We start from the raw sequence: 17,476 nt of genomic DNA on the forward strand, positions 1-17,476 counted from the left end.
CCGTCAGGTCTTGCGCACGAACCACCGGTCCAGGTAGGTGGTGAGCGCCCGGTCGTCGGTCGCCCGGGCGCTCAGGCCGATGTGGCCGTCGGGGCGTACGAGCAGCAGGGTGCCTTCGGGCCGGGTGCGGTGCCCTGGCGGCTCCGTCCGGATCGTGAAGAGCGCGACCGGCATCACGTACCGGTCCGTCAGTTTCCGGAGCTCGGAGGTGCCGCTGCCGTCGCCGGTGACGAGCAGCGACCAGCGCTGGTACGAGAGCAGGTCGTGGAGGCGGCCGGAACCGGTCTCGCTGGTCACCCGCAGGTCGGGCAGCCTGTCGCCCGGGCGGAGCGGGCCGGGGCCGGCCCGGCCTGTGGACAGCGCGCTCTTGCGGTGGTTCCTGGCGAAGTCGCTGAGGATCAGGGCTCCTTGGCGTGCGAAGCGTTCGCTGCGGAGGAGCTGCGGGAGGAGCAGTTGGATCGCGGTGAGGGTGGGGAGGTTCGGCGGGATCTCCAGGATGTTCCGGCGCATGTTCCGCATGACTTCCTGCGCCGTGTGCCGCTGTTCGGTGTTGTAGGTGTCGAGCAGTGCGTCGGTGGCCCAGCCGTGGTGCACGGCGGCGAGCTTCCAGCCGAGGTTGTGCGCGCCGAGCAGACCGGTGTTGAGTCCGTGGCCGCCGATCGGCGCCCACAGATGGCCGCTGTCGCCGGCGAGCAGGGCGTGGCCCTGGCGCAGGGTGGCCGCGAGGCGGTCGTGGAAGCGGGACCGGTTCGCCCAGTAGGGGTCGGTCGGTACGAGGCGGACGCCGGGTTCGCCGGTCGCCCGGGCGACCAGGGACTCCATCTCCCGTGGGGTCGGCGGCTCTTGGGAATGTGGGGCGGGATCCGGGCAGAAGGCGAAGAACCGCGTTCCGCGGCCGGGGACGGGGTCGGTGATCAGCGTGACGCCGTGGTTGATGAAGATGCGGGTGGCCCCGGGGTCGTAGGGGTGGCTCCAGTCGGGTTCGGCGTTGAGCTGCATGCACTGGAGGTTGTGGCGTTGTTCGCCCTCGAAGGGGATGCCCAGGGACTTGCGCACGATGCTGTGGGAGCCCTCGCAGCCGATCACCCACCGGCAGTCGACCGTGCGGGTGTTCCCGTCGGCGCCGCGCAGGTCGACCTCGGCGCTCCCCCCGTCGAGCCGTACGGCCACGGCTTCGGTGGACCACTGGACGTCGGGGCCCAGTTGCCGGAGGCGGTCGCGCAGCAGGCGCTCGACGACGTCCTGCTCGATGGAGAGCGGGCCGGGGTAGGCGGTGTCCGGCAGTTGCACCTGCTGGACGCCCGCCCGGCGTCCGCGCACATGGAACTCGCCCCTGTTCAGGGGCAGCCCCTGGCTCATGACCAGGTCCGCGCACCCGAGGTCGCGCAGGGCTTCCAGGGCGCGCTGCCAGATGACGCTGGCGCGGGGTTCGCGTTTCGTGCTCGGCCCCTTGTCGACGACGATGGTGTCCATGCCGTACCGGCGCAGGGCGATGGCCAGCGTCAGCCCGGTCGGTCCCGCGCCGATGACCACGGCGTCCCGTACGTTCCGGGGGGCGCTCATGCCGGGCCGCCCTTGCGCATGAACTCGATCAGCCGCGCGAAGCTGTCGTCGCCGTGTCCCGCGTCGACCGCCCGCCCGGTCAGCTCCTGGAACAGCTCGGGGAGGCCGGAGGACACTCCCCGCAGCTCGCTCGCGTGGGCGAGGATGTCCATGGTCATGAGGTGGAGCCGCAGAGGGAAGTCGGCGCCCGGGCAGTGTCCGGAGTCGATGTCCGGCGCGTGGGCGTTCATGAAGGTGCGGACGGTCCTCGTCCAGCGGTCGGCCACTTCGGTGTAGTCCGTCGCCGTCGCGTTGCCGCCGGGTCCGTCGGCGCCGACGAGCGCCGCTCCGTGGAGCCAGCCGGTCAGGGTGCCCCACATCAGGGCCAGGAGCGCGGTGTCGTACACGGAGGGCCGCGCGGTGTCGGTGCCCACGTGCACCGGGTCGCCGAGGGCGGCGAGCGTCCCGCGGCAGTCCTCGAAGACGGACTGCGGGCCGCCGTGGAGGAGCAGGGCGTCCGGGGTGCCGATGCCCGACGGGGTCGTCATGATCACGCCGTCGAGGTAGCGGACACCGTGCCGTTCGGCCCAGGCAGTCGTCTCCCGTGCGTGCTCCGGGGAGCCGGAGGTGAAGTTGACGACGGTGCGTCCGGCGAGTTCGCCGGCCATGGGGGCCAGGACCTCGTGGACGGCGTCGTACGTCGCCAGGCAGACCACGGTCAGCGGGCTCGCGGTGACGGCCGCGGTGGCCGTGACCGCCTCGGCGGCGCCCTGCGCGGCGAGGGCGTCCGCCTTGCCGGGCGTTCGGTTCCAGACGGTGGTCCGGTGGCCCGCGGCCAGGAACGCGGCCGCCAGCGCCGCCCCCATCGGCCCCAGGCCGAGGACGGTCACATCGGCACACATATTTCCCCCCTGCCTCATCAATTAACACGGGAAACCAGTGAATTGCCCGCGCGTCACGGCATTCATCTCTTTCTTCCCCGGCGGCACCTCGCTACGCGTCGGGAATTCCCGGGAAGGGCGCGCGAGGGGCGCACAAGCGGGGCTCGCAAAAGGGAAAGCGGCGCGCAGGCGCCGATGACCCGCCGGGCCGTGCGACCTTTGTCCGCCACCGATCCGCGTACCCCGGCCTACGCAATTCGTCGGCGAACCCGTCAATTCCAGTTGTCAAATACAAGATGCCCTGAAACCCTCTTACTTCCGGCCGGAAGCATGTGAAATCCCTATAGGGCTCCACGGGGGAGATTTTCGCGTATTGTCAGGAGCGGGGGGAATGCACGACACATTGCGTAATTGGCATGCTCACAGCCTGGGAAAGGCCTGGCCCGCCGGGCCTCGGGTCCTCGTGCTGGGAGCGGGAATGGCCGGGCTCGTGGCGGCATACGAGCTGGAGCGGCGCGGCTACCGCGTCGAAGTACTCGAAGGCGGTCCGCGCATCGGCGGCCGCGTACACACCCACCGTTTCGGCCCGGGGCCGGGCGCACCCGCCGTGGAACTGGGCGCGATGCGCATTCCCACCCACCACCGGCACACGCTGGAATACGTCCGGCTGCTGGGCCTCGAAGGAGAACTCCGCCCGTTCACCACACTCCTGTCGGAGGAGAACGCCTATCTGCGGACCGCGAACGGCTTCGTGCGGATCCGCGACGCGGCCCGGCCGCTGTGCGAGGACTTCCGGCGCGAACTGGCAGTGCACCGGCCCGGATTGCACCACACCCACGAGGTCACGGTCTTCGGGGCGTGGCTGACCGCCGTCGTTGACGCCATCGCGCCGCCCGACCTGCGCGAGGCGCTCCGCGACGATCTGCGCCGCCAGCTCCTCGACCTGGTCGCGGGCGTCGATCTGCTGCCGCACCTGCGGGGCGCGGCCGGGGACCGGGTGGACCTGCACTCGCTCTTCGCCGCGCACCCGGGCCTGCGCGCGGGGTGCAGCGGGCGGCTCGGCACCTTCCTGGACGACATCCTCACCGAGACCAGTCCGGCGCTGCTGCGGCTGCACGGCGGCATGGACCGGCTCCCGTACGGGCTGGCCGGGCGGCTCACGGGCCCGGTGCGGCTCGGGCACCGCGTCGTGGGCCTGCGGGTGCGGCAGCACGGCGTGCTGGTCCGGGTGCGCGCGGGCGGCCGGACGACGGTGCGGCACGCGGACTTCGTCGTCTGCGCGCTGCCGTTCCCGGCACTGCGGCGCATACGGGTGAGCGGACTGGACGCCGACAAGCTGGCGGTGCTGGACTCCGTGCAGTACTGCCCGGCCACCAAGGTGGCGTTCCACTGCCGGGAGCCGTTCTGGCGGGCGTACGGCATCGAGGGCGGGGCCTCGTACACCGGCGGGAGCATCCGTCAGACCTACTATCCGGCCGTGGACGGCATACCGGGGCGCGGTGCCGCCCTGCTGGCCAGCTACACCATTGGGGAGGAGGCCGCGCGGCTCGGTCGGATGTCGCCGCGCCGCCGGCACCGTCTCGTCCTGGAGGAGCTCGGCGCGGTCCACCCCGAGCTGCTGCGGCCCGGCATGGTGCTGGGCGCCGTGAGCACGGCCTGGGGGGACGGCTCGCCCTGGAGCGCCGGGTGCACCACGCGCTGGGGCAAGAGCCCCGAGGAGTGCGAGGTCGAACGGGCGCGTGCGGCCCGGCCGGTGAACCGGCTGTTCTTCGCGGGCGAGCACTGCTCCACGGCTCCGGCGTGGATCGAGGGAGCGATCGAATCCGCCCTGGAGGCCGTCGACGGACTCGTCGCCCGCGGCGCGGGCAGCCGGGCGGGCGTATCCGGCCACCACGACCCGGCGGGAGCCCTGTGATGAGCGTGTTCGACCTGCCGCGGCTGCACTTCGGCGGAACCGCGACGACCCGGCTGCCGACCGGCCCGCGCTGCGGGCTGATCGACCTCGCCACCCACCGGGCGCTGACCGATGACGGCCCGTTCCCCACGGACCGGCCCGCCGCCGAGTACCACGCCTTCCTGCAGCGCCGCGGCCCCCGCTTCGGCAGCGACGGACGGCCGGACGCGGAAGGGGAGTTCAGCGGCGCGAAGGGCTGGAACTTCGACGGCAACGGCCACTTCTGGCTGGACGCCCGCGTCACCCGCGTCGAGACCCCGGCGGGGCCGGCCGGCCCCGCCGACCCCGTCATCGGCGGCAGCGTCGACGTCTGGGGCCACTACAACCCCTATCTGCGCACCACCGTCAACCGTGCGCGCATCCTCGACGTCGACCCGGCCTCCCGCTGGACGACGGCGCTGATGGTCGGCCGGTTCGGGCTGGGCCGGCGCGGCCGTTCGCACGACGACGGCTACCTCTTCACCGGCGGCGTCGGCGGCCTCCACCCGCCGCGCTGGGCCGACTTCGGACATATCCGGGACGTCGGCGACCACTTCCTGGCCCCGCAGCTGCGCTACTGCGCGGTCCACCAGTTCGTGGTGCCCGGGGACGAGCTCGACTGGCTCCCGGACGCGGGGCGCTCCCCCGCCGTGAGCGCCCTGCACGCCGCGCTGGAGGCCGGTGCGGACGGCGTGGTGGTGCAGCTCGCGCTGGACGACATGGCCTCGCCCCAAGTCCCGGACGCCCCGAGCCTGTGGCGGGTACGGGGCACGGTCGCGCCCTGGCACGCCCACGAGCTGCGCACCTACCCCGCGGGGCGGCTGCTCGTCCCCCGCCCGCACGCCCCCCTGCACCACCTGACCGTCGAGGTGGCACAGGACCGCGCCGTCCTCAACATGCTCTCGGCCGTGCCCCTCGCCTCGCGGGCACCGGAGCCGGGCCCGGGCCCGCTGCACCGGCTCGGCCCGCCGCTGGACGCCGGTGAACTGGAGCTGCGCACGGCCGGTTCTGGCCGGCTGATCGCCCGGGTCCCGTCGGAGGCGTACCTCTCGGACGCGACGTGCGGGATCGTCACCGTGCCCGCCGAGCCCGGCTGGCGGGAGGCGGAGGAGCAGGCGCTGTATCTGACCGGCATCGGGGCGTCGGGCAGGCGCGAGACGCTGCTGACCGAGCGGGAGATCAACATCCAGACGGACGAGGCACTGCTGGTCCTGCACCACCGCGACCTGGTGCGCGGGCACGACCACGCCGTGCGGGTGCCGCTGCGCGCCTATGTGCGCGGCCGCCCGGCGAGCGCGGGCAAAGTGCACGTACGGCAGTACTTCAACCCCCGCGCCCTGCCCGGTGACAGCACGGCGGGCACGTCCACGGCGCTCTGCGGGGACGCGATCGTCCTCGGGGCGCGCGGGTCGGACGCGTACGCCCCCGAGTGCGTGGTGGAGACCGACGAGCAGGGGCACGGGCTGCTCACCCTGCGCGGCGAACGGGCGGGCACCTGCCGCGTGCTGCTCGCCGCAGGACCGGCCGATGTGCCGCCCGTCGACCCGAACATGCCGGGCTCGGCCTGGAGGACGTACGACGACGAGGACGCGCTCGGCTACTGGGCGGGTGCCGGCTCGCTGGCCGTACGCGTCCTGCCGGACGACTGGCACCTGGACGACGTGCCGCGCGAGGAGGTCGGCTTCGAGCTGCTGCACCGGGAGGTCTTCGCCTATTACGAGCACATCTCCTCCTTCATGCGCTCGGAGGTCTTCAGCCTCGCCGACCGCTGCAAGGTCGAGACCTACGCCGAGCTGGTCTGGCAGATGTGCGATCCGGCGAACAAGCCGAAGACGTACTACATGCCGCCGACCCGCGACCTCTCCGACCCCAAGGCCCGGCTGCTGCTGGCGTATCTGCGCAACCTCCAGGCGCGCGCCCGCCCGCCCCTGACCGCCCCGGCCCCCCTGTCCACGGAACCCGCGATCACCACGCGGGGCGAGCTGTGGGCGGTGCTGAAGCAGGCGGCCGCACTGGAACTGGCGGTGATGCTCCAGTACTTGTACGCGGCGTTCTCCGTACCGACGCACGGGGCGGGGCTCGCGTACGTACGCCGCGGCCGGTGGACGGCGGAGCAGCTGGAACTCGCGTGCGGCGGGGGCGGGACGACGCTGGACGACGGGATGCGCGGCAGCCTGCTGACCGTGGCCCGCGAGGAAATGATCCACTTCCTGCTGGTGAACAACATCATCATGGCGATGGGCGAGCCGTTCCACGTCCCGCTGATCGACTTCGCGACGGTGGGCGGCGAGCTGCCGGTCCCGCTCGACTTCGCCCTGGAGCCGTTGAGCGTCGGCAGCGTGCAGCGCTACATCGCCATCGAGCAGCCCGCGGCGCTCGTCCCCGAGATCCGCCGGGACCTCGGTCCCGGCGCCCCGGGGCGGGCCGGGGGCTTCACGTGGACGTCGGTCAGCGAGCTGTACGCGGGGGCGCGCGAGGGGCTGCGGCGCGTCCCGGACCTGTTCCTGGTGGAGAAGGGGCGCGGCGGCGGCGAGCACCACCTGTTCCTGCGGGAGTCGCTCAACACCGCTCATCCGGACTACCAGTTGGAGGTGGACGACCTCTCCAGCGCACTGTTCGCGGTGGATCTCATCACCGAACAGGGCGAGGGCGGGACGGGCCCCGTCGGCGGAGGACCGTCGGAGATGTCGCACTTCCGGACCTTCCTGCGCATGGGCGAGCTGCTGACGACCGAGCGGGTGCCCGGCCCGTACGGGCACCCGGTGCCGTGGTCCCCCGCGTACCCGGTGCTGCGCAACCCGACGCTCAAGGCGGGCGACGGGGCGACGAGCGCGATCACCGATCCCGAGGCGCGGGCGGTGGCGGGGCTGTTCAACCGCTCGTACCACCTGATGCTCCAGCTGATGGCGCAGCACTTCGGCGCGAGCCCGGACGCGAGCCTGCGGCGGTCGAAGCTGATGAACGCCTCGATCGACGTGATGACCGGCATGATGCGCCCGCTCGCCGAACTGCTCGTCACCATGGACTCGGGGCGGCGCGGCAGGACGGCGGGCCCGACGTTCGAACTGGACGCGGTGCCCGCCGCGTACCCCCGCCCCGACGTCGCGCACCGCTCCCTCGCGCTGCGCTTCGCCCATCTCGCGGCGGCGGCGCGCAAGTGCGGCCCCGTGCCTGGGCAGGTCCCCGAAATGATGGCGTTCTACGCCGAGTTCTTCGGCCGGGCGGGGACCCCGTGACGGCCCGGTGGTGTGTGATCCCAAGGCGAGGTGCGCGGTGACCACTCCGGCGCCGGGGCCGTTCCGCACGGCGGACGTCCCGCTCACGGACCCCTATCCCCACTACCGCCGTTACCGCGAGAGCGACCCGGTGCACCTCGGGCCGGACGGCAGCTGGTACGTCTTCCGCCACCGCGACGTGGCCCGCGTCCTGGCCGACCGCCGCTACGTCCGCGGACCGCAGCCGGCCCGGATCCCCGCCGACTGCCCGCACCTGAGGCGGACCGCGGCCAACTGGATGGTCTTCATGGACCCGCCGCACCACACGCAGGTGCGCGCCCTGGTGGCCAGGAGCTTCACGCCGCGCATCGTCGAGGCGCTGCGCCCGCGCATCCGGCGGCTGGCGGCCGAGCTCGTCACCGCGCTCGCCGAGGAGCGCGAGGCCGATCTCGTGGACCGGCTGGCCGCCCCCTTCCCGCTGCTCGTCATCAGCGAACTGCTGGGCGTGCCGCGGGAGGACCGCGCCTGGTTCCGCGACCGCGCGCTGGGCCTTCAGCAGGCGACCGGCTCACGCGTCGCCCGCAGGGCCGACGGCTTCGCCGTCGCGGACGCCGCCGCCCGCGACCTGGACGCGTATTTCCGCGCGGAGCTGGCCCGGCGCAGGGCGCGGCCCGCGTACGGCGCGGATCTGATCGGAGCCATGCTGGAGCACGCTGGTGCGACCCTCGCCGACGACGACACCCTGGTGGGCACCTGCATCCACCTCCTGACAGCGGGGCACGAGACGACGACCAATCTGCTCTCCAAGGGGCTGCTCGCCCTGTTCGCCCACCCCGAGGAGCTCGCGGCGCTGCGGGCGCGGCCGGAGCTGACGGCCGGCGCCGTGGAGGAACTGGTCCGCTACGACTCCCCGGTACAGATGATCACCAGGCACGCCGGGGAGCCCGACTGGCTGGGCGGGCACACCGTCCCCGCCGGCAGCCGCGTCGTCCTCGTCCTGGGCTCGGCCAACCGCGACCCCGAGCGCTTCCCCGACCCCGACCGCCTGGACCTCACGCGCGACGCGCGACGCCACAGCGGCTTCGGCATGGGCATCCACTACTGCGTGGGCGCCCCGCTCGCCCGCGCCGAGGCGGAGATCGGCCTCACGGAGCTCCTGCGCGGCCTGCCCCGCCTCGCCCCGGCCGACGAGCCGGTCCGCTACGCGAAGGACCTGGTCTTCCACGGACCGGAGCGGATGGTAGTGCGGACACGGTGATCCACGCTCCGGCCCACACGGCCGGAGCAACAGCGGTCGCGCCGCTCCCCCGTCAGGAGTAACAAGGAGAGGACGGTGGCGCGGAGGAGTGGGCCCGGATGCAGATCGTTGTCGACCTCAATCGCTGTCAGGGCTACGCGCAGTGCGCGTTCCTCGCCCCGCAGGTGTTCGAGCTGCACGGCGAGGAGGCCCTGATGTTCACCCCCGCCGTCCCCGACGACCAGCGCGAACGCGTCCGCAGGGCGGCCGCGGCCTGCCCGGTGCAGGCCATCGTCGTCGGTGAGCGGGCGGGCCCCGGTGTCCGGTGAGCGGCACGACGGCCGGATCGTCGTCGTCGGCGCCTCACTGGCCGGGCTGCGCGCCGCCGAGACGCTCCGCGACGAGGGGTTCACCGGGTCGCTGACCATGGTCGGGGAGGAACCCCATCCCCCGTACGACAGGCCGCCGTTGTCCAAAGGGGTGCTGCTCGGCCGGGTGAGCGCCCAGGACGCCGGGCTGCCGTCCCGCCGCGACATCGACGCGCAGTGGAAGCTCGGCGTACGCGCCCGCGGGATCGACCCGGTCGCCAAGCAGGTGCTGCTCGACGACGGCGAGCAGTTGCCGTTCGACCGGCTGCTGATCGCCACCGGAACCCGGGCCCGCGCCTGGCCGGAATCCGCCGAGGCCGCTCTGGACGGGGTGCTGACGCTGCGCACCCGTGACGACGCGGACCGGCTCGCCGAGCGGCTCGACGCCGGGCCCCGCCGGGTGCTGGTGATCGGGGCCGGGTTCACCGGTTCGGAGATCGCCTCCGCCTGCCGGGAACGCGGCCTGGAGGTGACGGTCGCCGAACGCGGACCCGCGCCCCTGGTCGGCGCCCTCGGCGGGACGCTCGGCGCCTTCGCCGCGAGGTTGCAGCGCGCCCATGGGGTGGACCTGCGCTGCGGGGTGACGGTCACCGCGCTCAACGGCGACAACGGCCGGCTCACCGGCGCCGAGTTCTCCGACGGCAGCCGGATCGACGCCGACGTCGCCGTGGTCGCCCTCGGCGCCGTCCGCAACACCGAGTGGCTCGCCGGGTCCGGGCTGGCCGCCGGGCCCCGGGGCCTGGCCTGCGACGCGGGGTGCCGCGCCTTCGACATGTACGGGATCGTCACCGACGACGTCTTCGTCGCCGGTGACGTGGCCCGCTTCCCGCACCCGCTCTTCGAATACCAGATGCTCTCCCTCGAACACTGGGGAAACGCCGTCGCGCAGGCCGAGGTGGCGGCCCACAACATGGTCAGCCCGGGGCCGCTCCGGCGCCCGCACCTGACGGTGCCCGCCTTCTGGTCCAGCCAGTTCGGCCTCAACATCAAGTCCGTCGGCGTGCCGACCTTCTCCGACCAGGTCGTCATCGCGCAGGGCTCGCTGCGGGAGGGCCGCCTGATCGCCGTCTACGGCTACCGGGGACGGGTCACCGCCGCCGTCAGCGTGAACCGGGCCAAGTGGCTGGAGCACTACCAGCACCTCATCGAGACCGCGGCACCCTTCCCCCCTGGGCCCGGCGCCGCCGACCTGCTCGACACGGGCCCGCCCGTCTCCTCCGACGTACCGGACCCGCATCACCTCTCGCACGGCCCGACCGTGGCCCTCACCGGCCACCTCCCGGACCGGCGCCTGACCCTGGTGCGACAGGGCGACTGAAGACCACCCACCGTCCGACACCGACGAGGAGCGCGCCCATGCAGCCCGACACCCTGTTCCAGCGGATCACCGACTACGCGAACCGCGCCGACCCCTATCCGCTGTACGCCGAACTCCGCGAGAACGGGGTGACGCGCCAGGAGAACGGCGCCTACCTCGTGGGCACTTACCACGAGATAGCCGCGCTGCTCCACGACCCGCGGATCAGCTCGGACTACCGCAACCGCACCGACCCCGACGAGGCCATGCTTCGGAGAAGCGAACGACCACCGGCCTTCATCGGCCTCGACGACCCCGAACACGACCGGCTTCGCCGCATCGCGATGCGGCCCTTCGGCCCTCCGCACTCCCCGGGCAGGATCGACGAGCTGCACGGTGACATCACCCGGATCGCCGAGGAACTCATCGACGCGTTCCGGGGCGCCGACCGGATCGACATCGTCGACGAATTCGCCTACCCGCTCCCCGTCACCGTGATCTGCCGGCTGCTGGGCGTGCCCCACGAGGACGTACCGCGCATCCGCGCGTGGACCAACGCGATCATCGACAGCTTCGACTTCACACCCGGGGCGGACCAGAAGGAACGCCAGCAGGCAGGCTTGGACGCCCGGGACGCCATGGCGCAGTACCTGGGCGAACTCGCCGGCGGACGGCGCGGCCACCCGTCGGACGACATGCTCTCCGCCCTCGTCAACGACGCCGGTCCCGAGGGACGGCTCACCGACGTGGAACTGATGGCCACGGCCACCCTGCTGCTCATCGCGGGACACGAGACGACGGTCAACCTCATCACCAACGGCGTGCTCACGCTGCTGCGCCACCCGGACGCCCACAAGCGGCTGCGCGACGAGCCCGGGCTGATGCCGAAGGCCGTCGAGGAACTGCTGCGCTTCGAACCCCCTGTGCACATGCTCCCGCAGCGCACCCCGCTCGCCGACATCGAGGTCGCGGGCGTCACCGTCCCCAAGGGCGCGCCCTTGATCCTCATGCTCGCCTCCGGCAACCGGGACCCCCTGCGGTTCGACGACCCCGACCGCTTCGACCCCGAGCGCGAGGACAACCAGCACTTCGGCTTCGGCAGCGGCATCCACAACTGCTTCGGCGCCCCGCTCGCCCGCCTGGAAACACAACTCGCGCTCGGCGCGCTCCTCCCCTACCTCGACGACTTCCACCTGGTGGACGACCCACCCCCCTACCGCCGCAGCCCCCTCCTGCGCGGCCCCCGCCATCTGCTGATCGCACGCGGGTAGCCCGGGGCGGCGCCGCCCTTGTGGCCGACGGCACCTCTACGATCCGGGGCCTGCACCATTTCCGGCGCGGCTACGGCCATCTGCTCGCCAACCTGGGTGAGCTGGGCGCCGGGATCACCGTCGGACCGGAGGAATAGATGCCCGTACCGTTCAGCGCCGATGACACCGCCCGCCTCCACGAAACGCTGCGCGAGGTCGTCGCCGACGGCGCGAGTCCCGGCGGTGTCGTCGTCGCCGGGACCATCGACGGCCACCAGACGGTCATGGCGGCCGGCGTGGTGGCTCCCGAGTGCGGACCGCAGTCGCCGACCGCGCACACCCTCTACGACATCGCGTCCCTGACGAAGGTCGTCGCCACCTGGCCGCTCATCGGCCGCTCCGTCCGGGACGGTCTGATCGACCTGGACACCCCCGTTCGCGACAGCCTTCCCGCAATGAACGGCGAGGCCCCCAGCGGCGAGGCGACCGTACGACAGCTGATCGCGCACACCTCCGGGCTCCGGGCCTCGACCCGCCTGGACCACTACCGGGGTGCGGACCTGCCGCTGCACGAACTCCTGTGCCGTGAACCGCTGGAGGACACCCCGGGCACCCATCGGTACATCAACCGCGGCTACATCCTTCTCGGCCTCGCCCTCACCCATCTTCGCCGTCGGCCCCTCGACCGGTTCGCCGCCGACATGTGGGACGAGCTCGGCATGCACAGCACGTTCTACGGCCCGGTCACCCGCACACCTGACGTCGCACCCACCGAACAACGACTCCTCGGCGCCCCGCGAACCTGGGGAACCGCACACGACGACAACGCCGCGCTCATGGGCGGCGTGGCCGGACACGCCGGGGTGTTCTCCACCCCGGCCGACCTCGCCACCTACGCCCAAGCCCTTCTCTCCGCCGACGAGACCCACCCGCTGGGCGACTGGCTCGCCTCCAGCCTCGTCCCGCAGGCCGCGATCGAACCGGGTCTCGACCGCGGCCTGTCGTGGATCCTCGCCCACGGCGGATCCGTCGCCTATCACCACGGGTTCACCGGCACCAGCCTCTACCTCGCCCCGTCGACCGGCCGCTACCTGGTGATCTGCACGAACGCCGTCTACAACGGCCCGGCCCGCACGCGGCTGGCACCGCTCAGGGCACTCGCCCTCAAAACGATCTCCTCCACCTGACAGAGCATCCGCCCGCGGCGGAGAACCCCGCCCGGCCTAGAGATGCGTCGGCGCGAACATCCGCAGTACGGCCGGGAGGACGACCACGGACGGGCCCGGGGTGGTGAGGGCCGTGGTCAGGTCGTCGTGGAGGTGGTCGGGGGTGGTACGTACGGCGGGGACGCCGAAGGAGGCTGCCAGGGCGGCGAAGTCGGGGCGGGTCAGTTCCGTCGCCGTGGCCTCGCCGAAGGTGTCGGTCATGTATTCCCGCAGGATGCCGTAACCGCCGTCGTCGACGATCAGCCAGGTGACCGGCAGGCCGTACTGCGCGGCGGTGGCCAGTTCGGCGATCGAGTACATCGCCCCGCCGTCGCCGGAGACGGCCAGCACCGGGCGGGCGGGGTCCGCCACCGCGGCTCCCAGGGCGGCGGGGAAGGCGTAGCCCAGGCCGCCGGCGCCCTGCGCCGAGTGGAAGGGCGCCTCGCGGGGGTCGAAGGCGGACCAGGCCCAGTAGCCGAGGATCGTCATGTCCCAGAAGCTCGGGGCGTCGTCGGGCAGCGCGTCGCGCACGGCGGCCAGCACGTGCTGCTCGGTCTTGAGGTCCTGGCCGTCGATGCGGGCGTGGACCCGTTCCAGCAGGGCGCGGGCCTCGTCGGCGGCCGTGCCGCGGGGGCGGCCGGTGACGGTGTCGGCGAGCGCGTCCAGGGCGAGGGCCGCGTCGGCGTGCACGCCCAGGGCGTGGTGGTTGGACTCCAGTTTGCCGAGGTCCGCCTCGATCTGGATCAGATGGCCGCGCGGGTGGAACGTGTGGTAGTTGGAGGAGAGTTCGCCCAGGCCGGAGCCGACGACGAGCAGGACGTCGGCCTGCTCCAGGAAGTCGGTGGTGTGCCGGTCCTCCAGCCACGACCGGAGCGACAGGGGATGCTCCCAGGGGAAGGCGCCCTTGCCTCCGAAGGTGCAGGCGACCGGGGCGTCCAGCTTCTCCGCCAGCCGCCGCAGGGCCGCGTGGGCGCGGGCCCGTACGACTCCGCCGCCCGCGAGGATCACCGGCCGCTCGGCCGCGTCGAGGGCCGCCGCCGCTGCCTCGATCAGCTCCGGCCGGGGCGGCAGGGGCCGGGGGTCGGCGGGGAGCGCGCGGACGGGCGGGACGCCCGCGGGGGCGAGCAGGACGTCCTGCGGGATCTCCACCCAGACCGGTCCGGCGGGGGCCTCCAGCGCGGAGCGCCAGGCGTCGGCGAGCGCGGAGGGTATCTGCGAGGCGTGCCGTACGGTGTGCACGCTCTTGACGACGTCGCGGAACGACGCCTGCTGGTCGCGGAGTTCGTGCAGGTATCCCTTGCGGCCGCCGCCGAGCCCGGCCGCCGGGATCTGGCTGGAGATGCCGAGTACGGGCGCCGACGCCGCGGCCGACTCCTGGAGGGCGGCGAGCGTCATCAGGGCGCCGGGGCCGGTGGAGACGAGCAAGGGGGTGACGCCGCCGGTGACACGGGCGTGGGCGTCGGCCGCGAAGCCCGCGTTGTTCTCGACGCGCAGGCCCACGTAGCGCAGCGCGGAGCGGCGGAGCGCGTCGAAGAGACCGAGGGCGTGCTGGCCGGGCAGCCCGAAGACAGTGGTGGCACCGAGCGCCGCGAGCGATTCGAGGACCAGGTCTCCGCCGGTGCGGGTGGGGTGCGCGGTGCTCATGGGGCTGCCTTCCGGGGTGCGGTTGCGGTCCTGGCTGAAGGGGCTGAAGGGGCTGAAGGGGCTGAAGGGATTGTGCCAGTGGACCGTGCGGGGCCGTCTCAAAGATCCGTGCGGGACCTGCCCAGCTGGCTCGTGCCGGAGCGTACGGCCCAGAAGAAGACGGCCAGCGCGAAGATCGCGACCGTGAAGGAGTCGTACGGCGCGGGCAGCCGGCCCGAGCCCTTGAAGGTGCCGAGCCAGGACAGGGCGGTCAGGACCGTCAGATAGACGACCAGCCAGGCGCCCGTGCGCAGTTCGGTCAGGAGCGGGGCGTCGTCGGGGACGGACCGCCGCATCGCCAGGAAGATCAGCAGGCCCGCCAGGACGAGGGGCAGGGCGAGGCGCAGGTCGTGCCAGCCGGACCAGTACACGAACTCGCTGGACACCACGAAGCTGACGGGCGCGATCCAGCGCAGGCCGGGCACCCAGCCCGCCATGCCGCCGCCGTCCGGGTCGGCCCGGAAGACAGCGGCGGCGACCGCGGAGGCAGCGTAGATCAGGAGGTACATGTCGCCCATGACGCTGACGATGTGCTGCCAGCCGCCGAAGGGCAGCAGGAAGACGACGATCACGGCGAGGTTCAGGAGGAGGGCCCGGTGCGGGATGCCGTAGCGGGGGCTGACGTGCATGAAGGCCCGGGGGATCGTGCGGTTCTTGGCGAGGGCGTAGGTGTGGCGGGCGTCGAGCGCCACGCCCACGTACGCCGAGCCGCCGGGTGAGACCACCGCGTCCGCGTACAGCAGGCTGGAGAGCCAGTGCAGGTTGAGGATCAGGGCCAGCTGGCCGAACGGCGACTCGAAGCTGACGCCCTGCCAGCCATGGCCGAGGAGGTGTTCGGGGACGGTGAAGAGGAAGGCCAGCTGGAGGGCGAGGTACATCAGGACGGCCAGGCCGATGCCGGTGAGCACGGAGGCGGGGATGGTGCGGCGGGGGTTGCGGGTCTCGCCGGAGAAGTCCAGCGGCGCCTGGAAGCCGTTGACGGAGTAGACGATGCCTCCCCCGGCGAGCGCGGACAGGCAGGCGGCGTAGCCGTACGGGGCGAATCCGCCGTGGTCGGTCAGGCGTCCGGAGTGCCAGCCGGAGGCGAACAGGGCGATCACGGTGATCACCGGCACGACGATCTTGAAGATCGAGACGAGGTTGTTCAGCCGGGCGAACGCCCGGACCGTGAACCAGTTCAGGGCGGTCAGCACCACGCTCAGCGCCACGGCGATGCCCAGGCCGAAGGCGCTGAGCGAGTGGCCGTGGTAGATGTCCGGCAGGTAGTGGTCGGCGTACTGCATGATCGCGCTGATCTCGGCCGCGGTGCCGCCCACGGACAGCAGGACCGACCAGCCGACGAGCGTGCCGACCAGTCTGCCGCTCGCGTAGAGCGGCCAGCGGACCGTACCGCCGCCCTCCGGCCGTGACGCGCCGAGCTCGATCATGACGAGGGCGACCAGGCCGCAGAGCAGGCCCGCGCCGACCCAGGAGAGCAGCGCCGCGGGTCCGGCCGTCTGGGCGGCGTACATGGCGGCGAAGAGCCAGCCGGAGCCGACGATGTTGGAGAACCCGATCGCGGTCAGCCCCCAGAACCCGAGGTCCCGGCGCAAGCGGCGCTCCTGTACGAGCACGGGCGGCGCGACGGCCTCACCCGTCACCTGACGATCCGACACGACGGCCTCCTCGATCACTGATCCGGCAACGATTACTGATCCGGCAACAGAAACGGATTCTCCCCTGTCGCTCGCGCGCACCACCGAGGCGCTCACGCTCCGGTCAAAAGATGGCAACGGTTTTCACTTACGATTGATGTGAAAATCATTTTCATCTAGCGTGGACTGTCGCCGCACCCGGAACACCGCGGCCCTGCACGTCGGCACCACCTCGAGGAGCGCCATATGTCCGCCGCCCCAGTCCCCCGCTTTCCCCGGCCGTCCGTACGGACCGTGCTCGCCGCCGCCCTGGCGACCCTGACGGCCGTGACCGCGACCGCCTGCTCGACCTCCTCCCCGAACTCCTCCTCGAAGACGGCGGACACCGCATCGACAGGAGACGGCTCCGGCAAGGTGATCCAGGTGGTGGCCGCGGAGAACTTCTGGGGAAGCATCGCCACCCAGCTCGGCGGCAGCCACGCCCACGTGAGCAGCATCATCACCAACCCCGACACCGATCCCCACGACTACGAGCCGACCTCCGCCGACGCCCGTACGGTGGCCGGCGCCCAGTACGCGATCGTCAACGGCGTCGGCTACGACGCCTGGGCCGACAAGCTGCTCGCCGCCAACGCGGCCGGAGGGCGCGCCGAGTTGAAGGTCGGCGACCTGGTCGGGGTCCGGCCGGGCGGCAACCCGCACCGCTGGTACGCGCCCGGCGACGTCCACAAGGTGATCGAGAAGATCAGCGCGGACTACAAGAAGGCCGACCCGGCCGACGCCGCGTACTTCGACCAGCGGAGGACCGCCTTCGAGACCAAGGACCTGGCCTCGTACGACAAGCTCATATCGGACATCAACAGCAAGTACCGGGGGACGCCCATCGGTGCCTCGGAATCCATCGTCACGCCGCTCGCCGAGGGACTGGGCCTGAAGATGCTCACCCCCGGGAGCTTCCTCGACGCGATGAGCGAGGGCACCGACCCCACGGCCAAGGACAAGGCCGCCATCGACGAGCAGATCAAGAACAAGCAGATCAAGATCTACGTCTACAACAGGCAGAACTCCACGCCGGACGTGCAGGCGCAGGTCAAGGCGGCCAAGGACGCGGGCATCCCCGTGGCCACCGTGACCGAGACCCTGGCCCCCGCCGACGCCACGTTCCAGCAGTGGCAGACCACCCAGCTCCAGGGCATCGAGCAGGCCCTGGCCAAGGCCACCGGGCGGTGAA

12 protein-coding genes and 1 pseudogene are annotated in these 17,476 nt (G+C 72.4%); 8 read left to right on the forward strand and 5 right to left on the reverse strand.

What is annotated here, in order from left to right:
• Positions 1-3: 3 nt before the first annotated feature.
• The 3 genes and pseudogenes from ABD269_RS13500 to ABD269_RS13510 all read right to left on the reverse strand — a co-directional run bounded on the left by ABD269_RS13500 (position 4) and on the right by ABD269_RS13510 (position 2,444).
• Positions 4-519 carry an aromatic-ring hydroxylase C-terminal domain-containing protein gene (locus ABD269_RS13500; protein WP_344118156.1) on the reverse strand — a complete coding sequence of 172 codons (516 nt, stop codon included), beginning with the start codon at positions 517-519 and terminating at the stop codon, positions 4-6.
• A gap of 3 nt (positions 520-522) precedes the next feature.
• Positions 523-1,629: pseudogene (locus tag ABD269_RS13505) on the reverse strand (FAD-dependent monooxygenase); the annotation flags it as partial.
• On the reverse strand, positions 1,560-2,444 hold the full coding sequence (locus ABD269_RS13510) for an NAD(P)-dependent oxidoreductase (protein WP_344118088.1): 885 nt from the start codon (positions 2,442-2,444) through the stop codon (positions 1,560-1,562). The gene ABD269_RS13510 and the pseudogene ABD269_RS13505, both read right to left, overlap by 70 nt.
• 370 nt (positions 2,445-2,814) lie before the next feature.
• Here ABD269_RS13510 and ABD269_RS13515 point away from each other — a divergent pair, with 370 nt between their 5' ends.
• From ABD269_RS13515 to ABD269_RS13545, 7 genes are all read left to right on the forward strand, one after another.
• Positions 2,815-4,338 carry a flavin monoamine oxidase family protein gene (locus ABD269_RS13515; RefSeq protein ID WP_344118089.1) on the forward strand — a complete coding sequence of 508 codons (1,524 nt, stop codon included), beginning with the start codon at positions 2,815-2,817 and terminating at the stop codon, positions 4,336-4,338.
• Positions 4,338-7,592, forward strand: a complete 3,255-nt coding sequence (locus ABD269_RS13520; RefSeq protein ID WP_344118090.1) for a ferritin-like domain-containing protein — start codon at positions 4,338-4,340, stop codon at positions 7,590-7,592. Before ABD269_RS13515 ends, ABD269_RS13520 begins: the two co-directional genes overlap by 1 nt.
• 37 nt (positions 7,593-7,629) lie before the next feature.
• Positions 7,630-8,829 (forward strand): cytochrome P450, encoded by a 1,200-nt coding sequence (locus ABD269_RS13525; RefSeq protein ID WP_344118091.1) that lies wholly within the window; start codon positions 7,630-7,632, stop codon positions 8,827-8,829.
• 98 nt (positions 8,830-8,927) lie between these two features.
• Positions 8,928-9,137: a ferredoxin gene (locus ABD269_RS13530; protein WP_301890117.1), complete on the forward strand. Its 210-nt coding sequence runs from the start codon at positions 8,928-8,930 to the stop codon at positions 9,135-9,137.
• Complete coding sequence (locus ABD269_RS13535) at positions 9,127-10,494, forward strand: NAD(P)/FAD-dependent oxidoreductase (RefSeq protein WP_344118157.1); 1,368 nt, start codon at positions 9,127-9,129, stop codon at positions 10,492-10,494. The genes ABD269_RS13530 and ABD269_RS13535 overlap by 11 nt, the downstream gene beginning before the upstream one ends.
• A gap of 38 nt (positions 10,495-10,532) precedes the next feature.
• The gene (locus ABD269_RS13540) at positions 10,533-11,744 is read left to right on the forward strand and encodes a cytochrome P450 (RefSeq protein WP_344118092.1); all 1,212 of its coding nucleotides are present in this window, start codon (positions 10,533-10,535) and stop codon (positions 11,742-11,744) included.
• 137 nt (positions 11,745-11,881) lie between these two features.
• On the forward strand, positions 11,882-12,910 hold the full coding sequence (locus tag ABD269_RS13545) for a serine hydrolase domain-containing protein (RefSeq protein ID WP_344118093.1): 1,029 nt from the start codon (positions 11,882-11,884) through the stop codon (positions 12,908-12,910).
• 36 nt (positions 12,911-12,946) lie between these two features.
• Here ABD269_RS13545 and ABD269_RS13550 read toward each other — a convergent pair whose 3' ends face one another.
• Together ABD269_RS13550 and ABD269_RS13555 are read right to left on the reverse strand one after the other, a co-directional pair.
• Positions 12,947-14,572, reverse strand: coding sequence for a thiamine pyrophosphate-binding protein (locus tag ABD269_RS13550; RefSeq protein ID WP_344118095.1), 1,626 nt, complete (start codon positions 14,570-14,572; stop codon positions 12,947-12,949).
• Between the two features lie 98 nt (positions 14,573-14,670).
• A complete protein-coding gene (locus ABD269_RS13555) occupies positions 14,671-16,203 on the reverse strand; it encodes an APC family permease (protein ID WP_344118158.1) in 1,533 nt (510 codons plus the stop codon).
• Positions 16,204-16,491: 288 nt separating this feature from the next.
• Between ABD269_RS13555 and ABD269_RS13560 the strand changes: the two genes are divergently transcribed.
• Positions 16,492-17,475 (forward strand): metal ABC transporter solute-binding protein, Zn/Mn family, encoded by a 984-nt coding sequence (locus ABD269_RS13560; protein WP_344118096.1) that lies wholly within the window; start codon positions 16,492-16,494, stop codon positions 17,473-17,475.
• Position 17,476: the final 1 nt, after the last annotated feature.

It is taken from the genome of Streptomyces blastmyceticus (assembly GCF_039521185.1).
GTDB lineage: Bacteria > Actinomycetota > Actinomycetes > Streptomycetales > Streptomycetaceae > Streptomyces > Streptomyces blastmyceticus.

Coding starts and splice junctions, on each gene's coding strand:
- ABD269_RS13545 (WP_344118093.1), top strand. CDS start 11,882: ATGCCCGTACCGTTCAGCGCCGATGACACCGCCCGCCTCCACGAAACG.
- ABD269_RS13550 (WP_344118095.1), bottom strand. CDS start 14,572: ATGAGCACCGCGCACCCCACCCGCACCGGCGGAGACCTGGTCCTCGAA.
- ABD269_RS13520 (WP_344118090.1), top strand. CDS start 4,338: ATGAGCGTGTTCGACCTGCCGCGGCTGCACTTCGGCGGAACCGCGACG.
- ABD269_RS13540 (WP_344118092.1), top strand. CDS start 10,533: ATGCAGCCCGACACCCTGTTCCAGCGGATCACCGACTACGCGAACCGC.
- ABD269_RS13560 (WP_344118096.1), top strand. CDS start 16,492: ATGTCCGCCGCCCCAGTCCCCCGCTTTCCCCGGCCGTCCGTACGGACC.
- ABD269_RS13510 (WP_344118088.1), bottom strand. CDS start 2,444: ATGTGTGCCGATGTGACCGTCCTCGGCCTGGGGCCGATGGGGGCGGCG.
- ABD269_RS13500 (WP_344118156.1), bottom strand. CDS start 519: ATGCGGAACATGCGCCGGAACATCCTGGAGATCCCGCCGAACCTCCCC.
- ABD269_RS13530 (WP_301890117.1), top strand. CDS start 8,928: ATGCAGATCGTTGTCGACCTCAATCGCTGTCAGGGCTACGCGCAGTGC.
- ABD269_RS13515 (WP_344118089.1), top strand. CDS start 2,815: ATGCACGACACATTGCGTAATTGGCATGCTCACAGCCTGGGAAAGGCC.